The 14,811-nt window shown below is 62.4% G+C and carries 11 protein-coding genes and 1 pseudogene; 5 read left to right on the top strand and 7 right to left on the bottom strand.

What is annotated here, in order from left to right; genetic code table 11:
* Positions 1 to 4: 4 nt before the first annotated feature.
* Positions 5 to 586, top strand: coding sequence for a DinB family protein (locus KW568_RS19975; protein ID WP_004576772.1), 582 nt, complete (start codon positions 5 to 7; stop codon positions 584 to 586).
* A gap of 74 nt (positions 587 to 660) precedes the next feature.
* Here KW568_RS19975 and KW568_RS19970 read toward each other — a convergent pair whose 3' ends face one another.
* The 5 genes and pseudogenes from KW568_RS19970 to yegQ all read right to left on the bottom strand — a co-directional run bounded on the left by KW568_RS19970 (position 661) and on the right by yegQ (position 4,395).
* Positions 661 to 1,659 (bottom strand): alpha/beta fold hydrolase, encoded by a 999-nt coding sequence (locus KW568_RS19970; RefSeq protein ID WP_004576773.1) that lies wholly within the window; start codon positions 1,657 to 1,659, stop codon positions 661 to 663.
* 75 nt (positions 1,660 to 1,734) lie between these two features.
* Positions 1,735 to 2,172, bottom strand: a complete 438-nt coding sequence (locus KW568_RS19965; RefSeq protein ID WP_004576774.1) for a YqaA family protein — start codon at positions 2,170 to 2,172, stop codon at positions 1,735 to 1,737.
* Positions 2,172 to 2,600 (bottom strand): DUF411 domain-containing protein, encoded by a 429-nt coding sequence (locus KW568_RS19960; protein ID WP_003248913.1) that lies wholly within the window; start codon positions 2,598 to 2,600, stop codon positions 2,172 to 2,174. Before KW568_RS19960 ends, KW568_RS19965 begins: the two co-directional genes overlap by 1 nt.
* Positions 2,579 to 2,929: pseudogene (locus KW568_RS19955) on the bottom strand (copper resistance protein B); the annotation flags it as partial. The gene KW568_RS19960 and the pseudogene KW568_RS19955, both read right to left, overlap by 22 nt.
* 131 nt (positions 2,930 to 3,060) lie before the next feature.
* A complete protein-coding gene (gene yegQ / locus KW568_RS19950; RefSeq protein WP_003248916.1) occupies positions 3,061 to 4,395 on the bottom strand; it encodes a tRNA 5-hydroxyuridine modification protein YegQ in 1,335 nt (444 codons plus the stop codon).
* A 133-nt stretch (positions 4,396 to 4,528) separates the two neighbouring features.
* On the opposite strand from yegQ, the gene KW568_RS19945 reads away from it, so the two are divergent.
* Positions 4,529 to 5,593 carry an AI-2E family transporter gene (locus KW568_RS19945; RefSeq protein ID WP_004576775.1) on the top strand — a complete coding sequence of 355 codons (1,065 nt, stop codon included), beginning with the start codon at positions 4,529 to 4,531 and terminating at the stop codon, positions 5,591 to 5,593.
* Positions 5,594 to 6,019: 426 nt separating this feature from the next.
* Here the strand turns inward: KW568_RS19945 and phnX are convergent, their stop codons facing one another.
* Entirely contained in the window at positions 6,020 to 6,847 is an 828-nt protein-coding gene (gene phnX, locus KW568_RS19940; protein WP_003250077.1) for a phosphonoacetaldehyde hydrolase, read from the bottom strand.
* A gap of 34 nt (positions 6,848 to 6,881) precedes the next feature.
* The gene (locus KW568_RS19935) at positions 6,882 to 7,988 is read right to left on the bottom strand and encodes a 2-aminoethylphosphonate--pyruvate transaminase (protein WP_003250079.1); all 1,107 of its coding nucleotides are present in this window, start codon (positions 7,986 to 7,988) and stop codon (positions 6,882 to 6,884) included.
* Positions 7,989 to 8,100: 112 nt separating this feature from the next.
* On the opposite strand from KW568_RS19935, the gene KW568_RS19930 reads away from it, so the two are divergent.
* The 3 genes from KW568_RS19930 (at position 8,101) to KW568_RS19920 (ending at position 14,768) form a co-directional block, all read left to right on the top strand.
* On the top strand, positions 8,101 to 8,964 hold the full coding sequence (locus KW568_RS19930; protein ID WP_003250081.1) for a LysR substrate-binding domain-containing protein: 864 nt from the start codon (positions 8,101 to 8,103) through the stop codon (positions 8,962 to 8,964).
* 200 nt (positions 8,965 to 9,164) lie between these two features.
* The gene (locus tag KW568_RS19925; protein WP_003250084.1) at positions 9,165 to 10,187 is read left to right on the top strand and encodes an AraC family transcriptional regulator; all 1,023 of its coding nucleotides are present in this window, start codon (positions 9,165 to 9,167) and stop codon (positions 10,185 to 10,187) included.
* A gap of 78 nt (positions 10,188 to 10,265) precedes the next feature.
* Positions 10,266 to 14,768, top strand: coding sequence for an NEL-type E3 ubiquitin ligase domain-containing protein (locus tag KW568_RS19920; protein ID WP_004577171.1), 4,503 nt, complete (start codon positions 10,266 to 10,268; stop codon positions 14,766 to 14,768).
* Positions 14,769 to 14,811 lie beyond the last annotated feature (43 nt).

The raw sequence follows: 14,811 nt of genomic DNA, 5'->3' as shown, positions 1-14,811 counted from the left end.
GACCATGCAGCCGCTATCGCATCATCTGCTGACCCAGGCCTATAACAATGGCTGGGCCAACCACCGCCTGTACAAGGCCTGCCTGCAACTGACCCAGGACGAGTTCGTCGCCCCGCGTTGCAGCTTCTTCCCGTCGATCAAGGCCACCCTCAACCACTTGCTGACGGTGGATTGGTTTTACCTGCATATGCTCGAGTGCGAGCAGCGCGGCGAGCAGCCCGATGCCGACGGCGAACGCTTTTTCGACCCGGAGCAGCCGTTTGCCACCTGCACCGATCTGCATGCCGAGCAGGCCCAGGCTGACCACCGTTTGATCGCCTACTGCCGGGGGCTGAGTGATGGCGACCTGGGCCGCTATGTGAGCGTCGTGCGGCCCGATCGGGTGCAGCGCGAGCAGCGGCTGCGGTTGCTGGCGCATCTGTTCGAACATCAGGTGCATCACCGTGGGCAGGTGCACGCAATGCTCAGTGATACAGCGGTCAGGCCACCACAGCTGGATGAGTTTTTCTGCGAGGAAGAGGCCGAGTTGCGGGCGGGCGACTTTGCCGAGCTGGGCTGGACGGAAGCGCAGGTCTGGAACGTGTAAAGGAACCCTGTGGCAGCAGCGGGCGTGCGCAAAATCCCAAAGCCTGCGTGCTCCCACAGGGGCCAATCATTGGCTCACTTGCCCAGCCATTCGACCAGGGTGCGATTGAACCGCACCGGTTCCTCGATTTGCGGCGCGTGCCCCATGCCTTCGAACGTGATCAGCTCACCTTTGGGTATCAGCTTGGCCACCTGCGGCCCCAGCTCTGCATAGTTGCCCAGCTTGGCCTTTACCTCCGACGGCGCGATATCGCTGCCGATGGCCGTGGTGTCCTGGTCGCCGATCAGCAGCAGGGTCGGCATCTGCAGGTGCTTGAACTCGTGGTACACCGGTTGGGTAAAGATCATGTCGTAGATCAGTGCCGAGTTCCACGCCACCGCTTCATGCCCCGGCCCTTTGTTCAAGCCCACCAGCATCTGCACCCAGCGTTCATATTCAGGCTTCCAGCGCCCGGCGTAATAGGTTTTGCGTTCATATGCACGTACGCCTTCGGCATCCAGCTTGAGTTCGCGGGCATACCACTGGTCCACGGTGCGGTAGGGCACCCCCAGCGCTTTCCAGTCTTCCAGACCGATCGGGTTGACCATTGCCAGGCGTTCCACCTGCTGGGGGTACATCAGCGCATAGCGGGTGGCCAGCATGCCGCCGGTGGAGTGGCCGAGCACAATGGTTTGCTTCACACCCAGCTGTTCGAGCAGGGCATGGGTGTTGTCGGCCAGTTGCTGAAAGCTGTACTGGTAATGCGCCGGTTTGCTTGATGTACAGAAGCCGACCTGGCCGGGCGCGATGACCCGGTAGCCGGCCTTGCTCAAGGCGTCGATGGTGGTTTCCCAGGTGGCGGCGCAGAAGTTCTTGCCGTGCATCAGCACCACGTTGTGGCCGTTGGCCTGGCCCTGGGCGGGCACGTCCATGTAGCCCATCTGCAGGGCCTGGCCCTGGGACTTGAAGTCGAAATGCTTGAGGGGGTGCGGGTAGCTGAAGCCTTCAAGCTGGGGGCCGTAGGTAGGCGACTCGGCAGCGATGGCCGAACTGCTGGCAAGGCAGGCCAGGGCGAGGGCGGTTGCGCGCAGCATGGGGGCACTCCGTGTAGGGCCAGGTTGAATGGGGCGACTGTAACAGGCAGTGGACCACGCGAAACCTGAAAGGTGTTACCAGGCGTGAAACCAGCCCAGGGTGATCATGGCAAGCACTGCATAGCGGCCAGCCTTGGCCAGGGTCACCAGCAACAGGAAGCGCCAGAACGGCTCACGCATGATCCCGGCGATCAGCGTAAGCGGGTCACCGATCACCGGCATCCAGCTGAGCAGCAGCGACCATTGCCCCCAGCGTTGGTAGCGCTGCTGCGCACGCGCCAGCTGGGCAGCGCTGAAAGGGAACCAGCGTTTGTCGCGCAGGTGCTCGATGGCCCGGCCCAGCAGCCAGTTGACCACCGAGCCGAGCACGTTGCCCAGGGTGGCTACCAGCAGCAGGATCGCCCATGCCTCGGGCTGGCGCAGCAACAGACCGACCAGCACGGCCTCCGATTGCAGCGGCAGCAGGGTGGCGGCACCAAAGGCGCTGAGAAACAGCGCCCCCAGGCTGGGCATCAGTAGTTGGCGACCACGGTGTCCTGGCCATCCTGGGTCACCCCGATGACCTGGTAGGCATCCTTGTGGTCACCCATCTCCATGCCGGGCGAGCCCATGGGCATGCCCGGCACCGCCAGGCCCTTGAGGTCGTTGCGCTTGGCCAGCAGGCGCACCTGCTCGGCCGGCACGTGGCCTTCGACGAACTTGCCGTCGATCACCCCGGTGTGGCACGACGCTAGGCGTGGCGCCACGCCGAGGCGTTGCTTGACGGCGCTCATGTTTGGCTCGACGTGGTCGTTGACGGTAAAGCCGTTGTCACGCAGGTGGCTGATCCAGGCCTTGCAGCAGCCGCAGTTGGGGTCGCGGTAGACGTCGATGGTCTCGGCGGCCTGGGCCAGGCCAGTGACGGCCAGCAGGCTCAGGGTCAGCAGGTGTTTGCGCAGCATGGTGAAGCACTCCTTAAAAAACGCAGGCGGATACCGGCGACAAGGCGGGTCCGGCCCAGCTCTTCGCCGTCTTCCAGGGCCTGGTTGGCTCGTGAGCCGCGCAGGCGGTTGAAACTGAGCCCGACGTAGGGGGCGAAGCCGTGCGTGATCTCGTCGCGCAGGCGCAGGCCCACCACGCTGTCGGCCAACCCCGCGCCTTGCTCGCGCCCGGCGTCGTTGCGCCCGTAGAGGTTGGCCTCCAGGGTCGGCTCCAGTATCCAGCGGTTGGTCAGCAGCATAGCGTAAGCGGCTTCCAGGCGCAGCGCGGTTTGTTGCCGCCCGCCTGCGTGCTGGCGGCGCCCAGGCCTTTGACAAACGTACGGCGCGAGGGGTTGCGCAACATGGCGTGGCCTCATGCAGAAGCGCCACGATGTTCGCTGCCGCCGGCTGTCAGGTAGCTGATGTGCACATTACAGTGTTGTCAGCTTGCTGCTTCGTCGATGCGGAGGTCGCGCATCAGCAGGCCGTAGTCGAGGGCAACCTGTTCCGGGATCGGCAGATACACAACGTGGCCATCGCCCGGTGCTACCTCGATGGCGTGCTGCTGGCGGTTGCACAGGCGGTGCAGGTCGAAGTGGTAGTTACCGCGCGGGGTCATCAGCTCCAGATGGTCGCCCACGGCGAAGCGGTTCTTCACCTTGACCTCGGCCAGGCCGTCGACGCGCACGCCGGTCAGCTCGCCAACGAATTGTTGGCGCTCGGACATCGAGTTGCCGCGCTGGTAGTTCTGGTACTCGTCGTGCACGTGGCGGCGCAGGAAACCTTCGGTGTAACCGCGTTGCGCCAGGGATTCGAGGTTGCCCATCAGGGCGCGGTCGAATGGTCGCCCGGCCACCGCGTCGTCGATCGCCTGGCGATACGACTGTACCGCGCGGGCACAGTAGAAGTGCGATTTGGTACGGCCTTCGATCTTCAGCGAATGCACGCCCATCAAGGCCAGGCGCTCGACGTGCTGAATGGCGCGCAGGTCCTTGGCGTTCATGATGTAGGTGCCGTGCTCATCCTCGAACGCCGGCATTTCAGTGCCGGGGCGGTTGCTTTCCTGCAGCAGGAACACTTGGTCGGTGGGCGCACCCAGGCCCAGGGTGGGCTGCACTTGGCGCACGATGTCACCGGTGGCGTTCTCGGTGGCCGGCGTGGCGTCGTACTTCCAGCGGCAGGCATTGGTGCAGCTACCCTGGTTGGCGTCACGCTTGTTGAGGTAGCCCGACAGCAGGCAACGGCCGGAATAGGCCATGCACAGGGCGCCGTGCACGAACACTTCCAGTTCCATGCCCGGCACCTGCTGGCGGATTTCCTCGATTTCGTCCAGCGACAGCTCCCGTGACAGGATCACCCGGCTCAGGCCAAGTTGCTGCCAGAACTGCACGCTGGCCCAGTTGACAGTGTTGGCCTGCACCGACAGGTGCACCGGCATCTGTGGGAAGTGCTGGCGCACCAGCATGATCAGCCCGGGGTCGGACATGATCAGCGCGTCCGGCGCCATCTCGATCACGGGTGCCAGGTCCTTGAGGAAGGTTTTGAGCTTGGCATTGTGCGGGGCGATGTTGACCACCACGTAGAAGCGCTTGCCCAAGGCGTGCGCCTCCTCGATCCCCAGCGCCAGGTTGGCGTGATCGAACGCGTTGTTGCGCACCCGCAAGCTGTAACGCGGCTGGCCGGCGTAGACCGCATCGGCGCCGTAGGCAAACGCGTAGCGCATGGTCTTGAGGGTGCCGGCGGGGGCCAGCAGTTCGGGCTTGGCAGTAGGGTTCATGTACGCACCGGGGCAAAAAGGCCGGGATGCTAGGGGCGATGGACAAGGCGCGTATTGATTTGCGTCAAGTGAGCGCGGCACTTTTGTCCAGGTGCGGTGCACTAATCACTCATAAGCCATTTGAGGAACTGCGATGAACGAAACCGCGCTACAGAACAAAGCCCTGGCAGTACTCTTGGCGTTGGTGACCATTGCCTTCTTCTGGATTCTTCTGCCGTATTACGGCGCAATCTTCTGGGCGGTGATTCTCGGCATTTTGTTCGCCCCGCTGCAGCGTCACTTGCTGATCCGCTGCGGTCGGCGGCGCAACCTTGCCGCGGCCACGTCCACGCTGGTGTGCCTGCTTGTGGCGATCCTGCCGGTGATCATCACCAGCGCCCTGCTGGTTCAAGAGGGCGCCACGCTGTACCAGCGCATCGAAAGCGGGCAACTGGACATCGCCGGTTACGTCGAGCGCGGCAAGGACATGCTCCCGGCATTCGCCCAGCGTGGCTTGGACAATATGGGCATGGGTAACCTCGACGGGCTGCGTGACAAGATCGCCAAGTGGGCAACCCAGGGTAGCCAGGTATTGGCCAGCCAGGCGTTCAGCTTTGGGCAGGGCACATTCGAGTTCCTGATCAGTTTTGGCATCATGATGTACTTGCTGTTCTTTTTCCTGCGTGATGGTCCGGAAGTCGCGCGCCGGGTGCGGATGGCCGTCCCGCTGCCCGAGCACCAGAAGCGTCGTTTGCAGTTGAAGTTCAATCGTGTGGTGAGGGCGACGGTGAAGGGCAACGTGCTGGTGGCCATTACCCAAGGTGCGTTGGGAGGCTTTATTTTCTGGGTGCTGGATATCCCGAGTGCGTTGGTGTGGGCGGTGCTGATGGCGTTTCTGTCGCTGCTGCCGGCGGTGGGCGCGGGCATTATCTGGGCGCCGGTAGCGGCGTATTTCCTGCTGACCGGGGCGATACTGCCAGGGGTGGTGCTTACCGCGTTCGGGGTGCTGGTGATCGGCCTGGTGGATAATGTGTTGCGGCCAATCCTGGTGGGCAAGGATACGCGCATGCCGGACTACCTGATCCTGGTGTCGACCCTTGGCGGGCTGGCGGTGTTCGGCCTAAACGGCTTCGTGATCGGTCCGTTGATCGCGGCGCTGTTCGTCTCCAGCTGGGCGATCTTTGCCGCGACCAAACCGCGGGTGCAATTGCCACAATAACGTTCTAGCTCAGGTTTGTCGGCCGTAGGAGCGGGGGTGGACACAGGTTGGTGGTTGGGCACAGGCCGCGTGTAGGAGCGGGTTCACCCGCGAAGAGGCCGGCCCTGCTGGCCATTTACCACCCGCCGTTCACCGTTGTCGCCGCTACCGTATTCGCGGGTAAACCCGCTCCTACGCCGGATCGGGGGTGGACACAGGTCGGTGGTTGGGCACAGGCCGCGTGTAGGAGCGGGTTCACCCGCGAAGAGGCCGGGCCTGCTGGCAAATCTCCACCCGCCGTTCACCGTTGCCGCCGCTACCGTATTCGCGGGTAAACCCGCTCCTACGCCTGATCGAGGGTGGACACAGGTCGGTGATTGGGCGCAGGCCGCCGTAGGCGCGGCCTTGTGTCGCGCAAGGGCCGCTACCACTGCGAAAACGCAAGGGTCAGAAGGCTTGCGGCATCTCGCCCTTGGCCAGGCGCCGGTTGATGTCGGCAATCACTTCGGGCAGGTCGTTGATGGTGTCGATCAGGTAGTGTGGGCGGGAGCCGGCAAACAGTGCATGGATGCGCTGGCGCTCGCTTTCCAGTTTCTCGGCACTCAACGCCCGGAAGCCTTCCCAGGTCAGGCCCAAGGCATTACCCGAGCAGACCAGCGCCACGGTCCACATGCCGGCACGGCGGCCTTCAAGAATGCCTGGCACGGTGTCGTCCACCTTCACGCAGGCCGCTACATCGTCAATCCCCAGCGCAATCACGTTGGCCAAGGCCTGGGCCGGCCATGGTCGGCCGTTCGGGGTTTCGTCGGTGGCCACGACATGGTCGGCTACGTAGCCGTTCTGCGCCGCCAGTTCCACCACCTTGTCCATCACCACTTTCGGGTAACCCGAGCACGAGCCGATCTTCAGGCCGTCCTGGCGTAGACCGGTGAGGGTGTCCAGCGCACCGGGGATCAGTGCCGAGTGCACGGCAATCTTCTCGATCTGCAGTGGCATGAAGCGGTTGTAGATGGCGGTGACGTCATCATCGGTCGGGGTACGGCCGAACACCTTGCGGTAGCGCTCGGCAATTTCCGGTACGTCGCACAGGGTGCGGATATGGTCCCATTTGCCCATGCCCATCGGGCCTCGGGCTTCTTCGATGGACACCTGCACGTCGAACTCGGCAAAGGCCTCGACAAAGATCTGGGTGGGGGCGAATGAGCCGAAATCGACCACGGTGCCAGCCCAGTCGAGGATGGCGGCTTGCAGTTGGGTGGGGTTGTTGTAGTTCATGTGCGCGAATTCCTGGGTTCGGGTGGGCAAAGCGTCAGATGTCCAGCACTTCCATTTCCCGCAGCACCTCGGCCACGGCATTTACGGCGGCCTGCATGCCGTCCGCCCCGACCACGCCGATGCAGCCGACGCGGAAGGTTTCGACCTGGGTCAGCTTGCCCGGGTAGAGAATGAATCCCTTGGCCTTGACCCGCTCGTAGAAGTCCTTGAACTGGTAGCGGGCATCGGTGGGGGCGTGGAAGGTGACGATGATTGGCGCCTGGATTTCGGCGGGCAGGAAACTGCGCAGGCCGATGGCTGCCATGCCGTCGAGCAGCGTCTTGCAGTTGTCTGCGTAGCGCTGGTGGCGGGCCGGAAGGCCACCTTCCTCGTTGTATTGCTGCAGTGCTTCGTGCAGGGCCGCGACCACGTGGGTAGGCGGGGTGAAGCGCCATTGCCCGGTCTTGGCCATGTAGGCGTGCTGGTCGTGCAGGTCCATGGCCAGCGAGTGGGCATTGCCTTCGGCGGCCACCAGGGCGTTTTTTTCGGCGAAGACGAAGCCCATGCCGGGTACGCCTTCCAGGCACTTGCCGGAGGCTGCGATCAGCGCTTCGAAGGGGATTTCGCGGGCATCGATCGGCAGCGCACCGAACGAGCTCATGGCATCGATGATCAGGCGCTTGCCATGGTGTTTGATCACCTGGGCGATTTCGGGCAGCGGGTTCAGGATGCCGGTGCTGGTTTCACAGTGGATCAGCGCCACATGGGTGATGGCCGAGTCTTCGGCCAGCAGCCGGTCGACGTCGGCGGCCGTGGTCGGCTGGTCTTCGGCCGTTTCGAAGGTGCTGTAGGTGCGGCCCAGCACTTTGCAGATCTTTGCCAGGCGCTGGCCGTACGCGCCGTTGATCAGTACCAGAACCTTGCCATCGCGTGGCACCAAGGTGCCGATGGCCGCTTCCACGGCGAAGGTGCCGCTGCCTTGCAGGGGCACGCAGTGGTGGCTGCTGGCGCCGTCGATGATGGCCAGCAGTTGTTCGCAGACGCTGGCAGTCAATTGGTTGAAGTCACGGTCCCAGGAGCCCCAGTCCACCAGCATGGCTTGGCGGGTGCGGATTGATGTGGTCAGGGGACCTGGGGTCAGCAGAATCGGGGCGTTGCTCATTCCGTTATTCCTCACAAGCGGTGGGCTGAAACTACGAGGCCTAGGTTGCAATTCGCGCTGTCATCAATCAAATTGTTTGTTGTTATCTCAGCTATAAGTCAGGCCGATAAATATGAACCTGTTCCAGCTGCGCGCCTTCGACGCCGTGGCCCGTGAGGGCAGCTTTACCCGTGCTGCCGAGCGCCTCTTCATCAGCCAGCCGGCGGTGACCGGGCACGTCAAGGCTCTGGAGGAGCACTACCAGATCACCTTGCTGCGGCGTACTGCACGGCGCGTGGAACTGACCGAAGAGGGCACGCGCCTGGCGGCCATCACGCGCGCCATGTTCGGCCTGGCTGAAGAAGCGCAGGCCATGCTCGAGGCCAACCGCCAGTTGCTGACCGGGCGCCTGGAGGTAGCCGCCGACGGTCCGCACCGGGTCATGCCGATGCTGGCGCTGCTGCGTGAGCGGTACCCTGGCGTCACCGTCAACTTGCGTCTGGGCAATGCACAGGAGACGTTGGCTGCGCTGCTCGGCGAGCATGCCGACGTGGCAGTGCTGACCGAAATCGAGCCGCGCAAAGGGCTGCACCTGCAAAATCTCTGTGAGTCGCGCCTGTGTGCGTTGTTACCCGTGGGGCACGCCTGGGCCAGCGAGCGGGAGGACTTGCCGTTGGCCGAGCTGCACCAGCAGATCATGGTGCTGCGCGAACCCAGCTCCACCACCCGGCGCACCTTCGACAAGGCCTGCATCAAGGCGGGCGTGCAACCGCGTGTATTGCTGGAGCTGGACAGCCGGGAGGCGGTAACCGAGGCAGTGGCCTCGCAGCTGGGTATTGGCGTTGTTTCTTCCACTGAAGTGGCCAATGATCCCCGTGTGGTGGCACGACCCTTGGCCGGCGAGGGCCTTGTCAACCAACACGTGATCGGCTGCCTGGAGCGCCGTCGCGAACTGCGCCTGATTCAGGCATTCCTGAGCCTGGCAGCGGGGCTATGATGGCTGTTTGCTGCGGGGCACCCTAGGCTCTGTATGAAAAGCCTTGATACTCGGTGATGCTGCGTTGAAAACAGCCTCGGAATGCTCATTTACAACCCGTAAACTCCGCTTCCTCGGCTGTTTTCGCCTTGCCTGACCTTCGTCTCAAGGCTTTTCATACAGACCCTAATATGGCCGGCAATCAGCCGACAGGACCGTCGATGAGCGACAAAGACACCATTTCCATGCAGCTGGTGCGCGAAGCGCTGTTGCAGACCTGCCCTGCCGGTGAGCCTGACAGCGGCTTGCTGGCCAGGGCGGGCATCGCCGTTGAACAATTGCACCTGCCAGAGGCAAGGGTCAGTGCCGAGTCCTATGCCCGCCTGTGGCGCTTGCTGGCCCGGCGCTGCAACGACGAATTTTTCGCGATGGACCCGCGCGGTCTGCGCAGTGGCAGCCTGGCATTCATGTGCCGTGCCAGCATGGGCCAACCAACCCTGGGTGCAGGCCTGGACACCTCGCTGGCATTTCTGTCGCTGATGCTTCAAGACATGCAGCCCAGCCTGGTGCGCCAGCAAGGCCTGGCCGAAATTGTCATCAATGAGCCGCGTGACGAACCGCGCCGCGCGTTCACCTATTTCACGTTCTGGATGATCGTGCATGGCGTGACCTGCTGGCTGGCCGGGCGGCGTATCCCGATTCTGAGCATTGATCTGCGTTGTACCGAACCACCCTTTTGCGACGACTACCGGGTCATGTTTTCGGAAAACCTGCATTTTGAGCGTCCACGCACACGCATGATCATCGCTTCGCAATGCCTCGACTTGCCCCTGCGGCGCAGTGAAGAGGAACTGCAGCGTTTTCTGGCCGAAGCGCCGGGCAATATCCTGGTCAAATACCGTGACCCGGCCAGCCTCGGGCGGCGTATCCGCACCGACCTGCTGCGCCTTGCCCCTGCGCAATGGCCCGATGCTGACCGCCTGGCCCGGCAGCTGTGCCTGTCGCCATCGACCCTGCGGCGGCGCCTGGCAGAAGAGGGGCAGAACTACCAGGGCTTGAAGGACAGCGTACGACGGGAGCTGGCGATCGCCTGGCTCAGCCAGGAAGACGTGGCCATGGGCGAGCTTGCCGAGCGTTTGGGGTTCGCCGACAGCAGCTCGTTCTATAAGGCATTTCGCAAGTGGTTCGGCTGCAACCCAGGGCATTATCGGGCATTGATCCAGGCGCGAGGGGCAGGGCACTGAAGGGCGAACACTTCCCGCTGTAGTGCATTCCCACACGGGCCCAGGGTGGCAGGCCAAATCCAGACTGAGGATTCGACCATGCCCGAACCCGCGATCCACCCCAAACTGCAGCACCCCGCCAATGACTTCATAGTTGAGCAATTGCCCGCCTGGCTGAAGCGCGCCGCACCCAAGCCGTTGGCGTTGCTGCGTGCTTGCATGACAGTACATTTGCAGAGCCAGCGACGTATGGCGGCGGTCTGGCAGCAGGTGCAACCGCTCGAGCAATTTGCTGCTGGCCACCTTCAGCAGGTCATGAAGTCGCAATTGTCTCTAGATATAGACGTCTCCAAGGCCAGGTGGCGTGAAGAACGACGGCGCCTGAAGGTTAGCCAGGGGCAGCTGCAGGCGTTCGAGTCCTATTTTGTGACCGTGCCGGCTTTGCAGAAGCTGTTGCAGAATTTCAATGAAGGTGAGTCATTCTTTCCCGGCACGGCGCTGGTGCACCCAACACCCGCAAGCGGCGAAGCGGTACATGTCATCACCCAGCGAATCGACGAAGTTGTCCGGCTGTGCCGCAGCACCGATGTCGGCAAGGCCTATCAAGAGCACCTTGATCAGGTACTGACGGCCAGTTTCAAGCGCCAGCTGGCCGACGACAAACGTCTGGAACTGGCTGCGGCTGTCGAAATTGCGGCCGTCAAGGAGCAACTGTCTTACAGTGACCTGCGAATGTTGCGCGAGGTCTGCCAGGGCACGCGTCCCGAGCTGGCTTCGGATCATGAGCTCAGCATGAGTGCGCTGCAAATCCTCGGGCATCGGGTGGATGGGGCAATTGCATTCAAACTGGTTGGCACGCCCAGCGGTTTTACCAATTTGCTCTTCAATCCCAGAAGGCTATTGGGTGTGCTGCTTTATCTGCCGGACGACCCCCATCAGCCGTTGCGCCGCTACGATGACTGGCGTTCGGCTAACCGAGACCTGGTCGTTGCCATGAGCAATGCTCGATCCCGTCAGGCGATTGCTCGTCGTGTTGCACTTGCCAGCCAGGCTGACTACCAGGAGAAGTTGGGCAAACGTCTGCTGGATGAACAACCGGACCTGGAGCCATGCCCGGTTGCTGCAGGTGATGAGCTGTTTACCGGTTTGGCTGCTGAGCATGTGCAACGCATCAAGGCCGATGCCGCTTTCCTGGCTGTGCCGACGTCCCAGGCAAACGCCAAGGCTGCTGCAGAGCGCTTGCAAGGGCTGCAGGCTGCGGGGTTGGTATTGCTGGACCTGGCAGGGCTTTTTGTGCCTGCCATTGGTGCATTGCTCTTGGCTGATCTAGGCCGCCAAGTGCTTGGCGAGGTGTTCGAGGGGGCCAGCGATTGGGCCCAAGGGCACCAGCACGAAGCACTCGAGCATCTGCTTCAGGTCGCCGCTACAGTGGCTGCCGGGGGCGCAGTCGCTGCGGGCATGCACGCAGTGCGCAGCGCATTTGTCGGGCAGTTGGAGCCGGTCACTACTGAGGCAGGCAAACAACGTTTATGGCATCACGACCTGCGACCGTACCAGGCACTCAGGGCGGTATCGACAATGATTGAGCTGGACAATGGGCTGCTTGGCGATGGCCAAGCCTATTGGTGGCGACGCGAGGGGGTTCTTTACCGGGTACGGCGCGATACCGCGGGAACCTGGAGATTGTTGCACCGGGAAGGTTCGGGTGTATTTGGCCCTCCCTTGGAATATAACGGTGAAGGTGCCTGGCGGCTCGGTTACGAGCGGCCTCTGGAGTGGCAGGGGGCGGATTTTTTACTCAAGCGACTCTGGCCAGGCGCGGCTAACCTCAGCCCGGAGCGAGTCTCGCACATTCTGACCGTGGCGGATGTCGACGAGGCGCATTTGCGCGGTCTGCTGGTTGAAGGCCGTGCTCTGCCAGTGGGGCTGCGCGATACCCTGGAGCGGTTTGCCGCTGACGCCAGGATCGAGGCGTTTTTCGTCAGCCTGGAGGTAGGAGAACACGATACCAACGCTTGGCAGTGGTGCATCAACAAGTTGGGACTGCAAGGGCAGAGTCTATCTGCGCAGACCTATGCAATCAAAGTGGCGGCCGAAAGCTTGCGGGGGCCTTTGCTGGATCACCTTGCGAAGGATTATTTGCAAGATGAGCCACTGCTGAACACGTTGAAAAGCAGCTTCTCGAGCCTACCGGACGCCTACGCGCTGTCTTTGCTCAAGGCAGCTGACGTTGAGCTGCGCCAGCAGATGTCGAGCACGTCCCGCGTGCCGTTGGCGTTGGCCGAGCAGGCGCGCAGCATGCTGCAACATGCCCGCTTGATCCGGGCGCGGGAAGCGCTTTTTCTGCGCAGCAGTTACCATGCAGACGGCGTCAATCTGGCGTTTGCCTTGCTGCGCCGCCAAGGGTTGACACCTGGCAAGATGAACCTGGTACTGCGTAAGGGTTCAAGCCTGGGACCAACGCTTGAACGTCTGTTCCCCGAGCAAACTGGAGCAGAGCAGGTCACGGTGATGGTGTGGCGTGCGGGCAGCTTTGAGCTTTACGACGAGATGGGCCGGCAATGCGAGACGGAGGTAGCACAGCCCCAAGGGCTGTTCGAAGTGCTGTCCGCTTGTTTGCCGCCCACCTTCCTGCGCCTTCAAGGGTGGGTGGGCGTAGATGCTGCAGGCCGTATACGTTCGTCGATGCAAGGTTGGCTACCGCGTGACCGTCTGGAGTTGATCCGACTGCTCGGATGGCGTGACGCCAAGCCCGTGGCTTCCTCATTGCACCGGTTGCCCGATGGGCGGGTAGGCTACTTGCTCAGTGGTCGGGGGGCTTCGACCAGCGCACAGAGGTATATGCTGCTGCGAAGGATTCGTGGCCTTTACCCTTCGTTCGATGAGCATGAGGTCGAACGATTCTTGCAAATCCTCTTGACCCGTTCGCATTCGGTCTATACCAACCTGCTGAATCAGGAACTCCAGTATAGCCGGCTTGATGAGAGTCTCGCCCGCTGGACGGACGCCGTAGCCGAGCCTGATCGTGGCTACCGTAGGGGGGTTGCGGACGCTTTTCGCCGTGCCTGGCGTTTGGAAGGTGAGCGGGTTGTTTATTCCGACGTAGAGGAAAGTGGGTTGCGGCTGAGTGTCCTGAGCGTGCCGGTGGGCGGGTTGCCTGCGATACCGTCGGGTACTGACTTTGGCCACATCATGGACCTGACGCTGGTGGGGTTGCGGCTACCGGCACTGCCGCCAGGGTTTCTGAGCCTTTTCCCGAACCTGCAGCGTCTGGACTTGAGCAGAAATAGCATGCATGCAATGCCGCAAGGGCTCGAAACGTTGCCCCAGTTGCGTTACCTGCACCTGGCAAGCAACCGAATTCGCATGACCGAGCCACACGTGAATGCATTGGCGCACCTCGCCAGCCTGCGTACATTGGACCTTAGCGGAAACCCATTGGGCTCGATCAACTTGCGTATCCACCGACTTTCCCGCTTGCGCGAGCTTCATTTGTATCGAGCTGGGTTGCAGGTGGTACCGGAAGGCCTTGAGTGGTGTGGCCTGCTTGAGTATGCCGATCTGCGATACAACCAGATTTCCAGCTTGCCCCCGTCATTGATCGATGCCCCGCTGGCCGTGCGTCAGCGGGTGCTTGTCGACGGCAATGCGCTATCGGCGGCCGATCGCGAGCGCTTGTACGCGGTACAACCGCCTCTGGGCGATTTGCAGGGGGAAGAGGCAGACCTGCTCCGGGCCAGAACAGCGTGGCTGCAGACACTGGACACGCATGATCAGGTCGGCAGCGCTGAACAGTGGGATGCCTTGAGGCGTGAACCAGGCCATACCCAGTTTTTCCAGTTGCTGGCAGAGCTGATTGACAGTGCCGATTTTCGACGGGTGCGCGAAGACCTTTCGCGAAGAGTGTGGCGGATGATAGAAGCCGCTACGCAAAATACCCGGATCCGTGAAGAACTCTTTGAGCGAGCGGCCGATCCGCGGACTTGCGTTGACAGTGTGGCGCACTGTTTCAGCCAGCTCGAGGTCCGCATGAGAGTGCTGCAAGTGACATTCGGGGGCGATCCGATCGCCACGCGTGACGCCCGCTTGTTGTTGGCTCAGCGAATGTTCCGTCTTGATGAAGTAGAACGCTTCGCCTGTAGCGATTACCTTGGCCGACCGGCCGAAGGGCGTGGTGTGGATGAGGTCGAAGTGAGCCTGGCGTATCGCACCGGGTTGGCAAGCCGCCTGAACCTGATAGGGCAACCGCGGACCATGCAGTTTCGTACGATTGCCGGTGTCACCCAGGCTCATCTCGATCGGGCGTACGCGGCAGTGTTGGAGGCCGAAGCGAGTGCTGAACGGGCTCGCTATATCAGTCAGCGAGATTTCTGGGCGCCGTACCTGCGCGCCAGGTATCCCGAAGCGTATGCGCAAATTTCCGACCATTTCGACGCTGCAATGGAGGCCCTGGACGAGCAGAAAGAAACCCTGGGCAGTGGTGAGTATGTGGGGCGCTGCGAGGCGCTGAAGCGAGAAACCGAGCTGGCGTTCGATGCGCTCGCCTTGAGGCTTACCGAGCAGGAACTGAACATGCCGTCGCGGCCGCCCCGAGGCTCCTGAGCCGATCGAACCCGTTCCCTCTGCATCCTGGCCCGGCATTTGA

Source organism: Pseudomonas sp. HD6515 (genome assembly GCF_024971855.1).
Lineage (GTDB): Bacteria > Pseudomonadota > Gammaproteobacteria > Pseudomonadales > Pseudomonadaceae > Aquipseudomonas > Aquipseudomonas alloputida.
The sequence above is the reverse complement of the archived record's forward strand: the minus strand, read 5'-3'. Positions and strand labels throughout refer to the sequence as shown.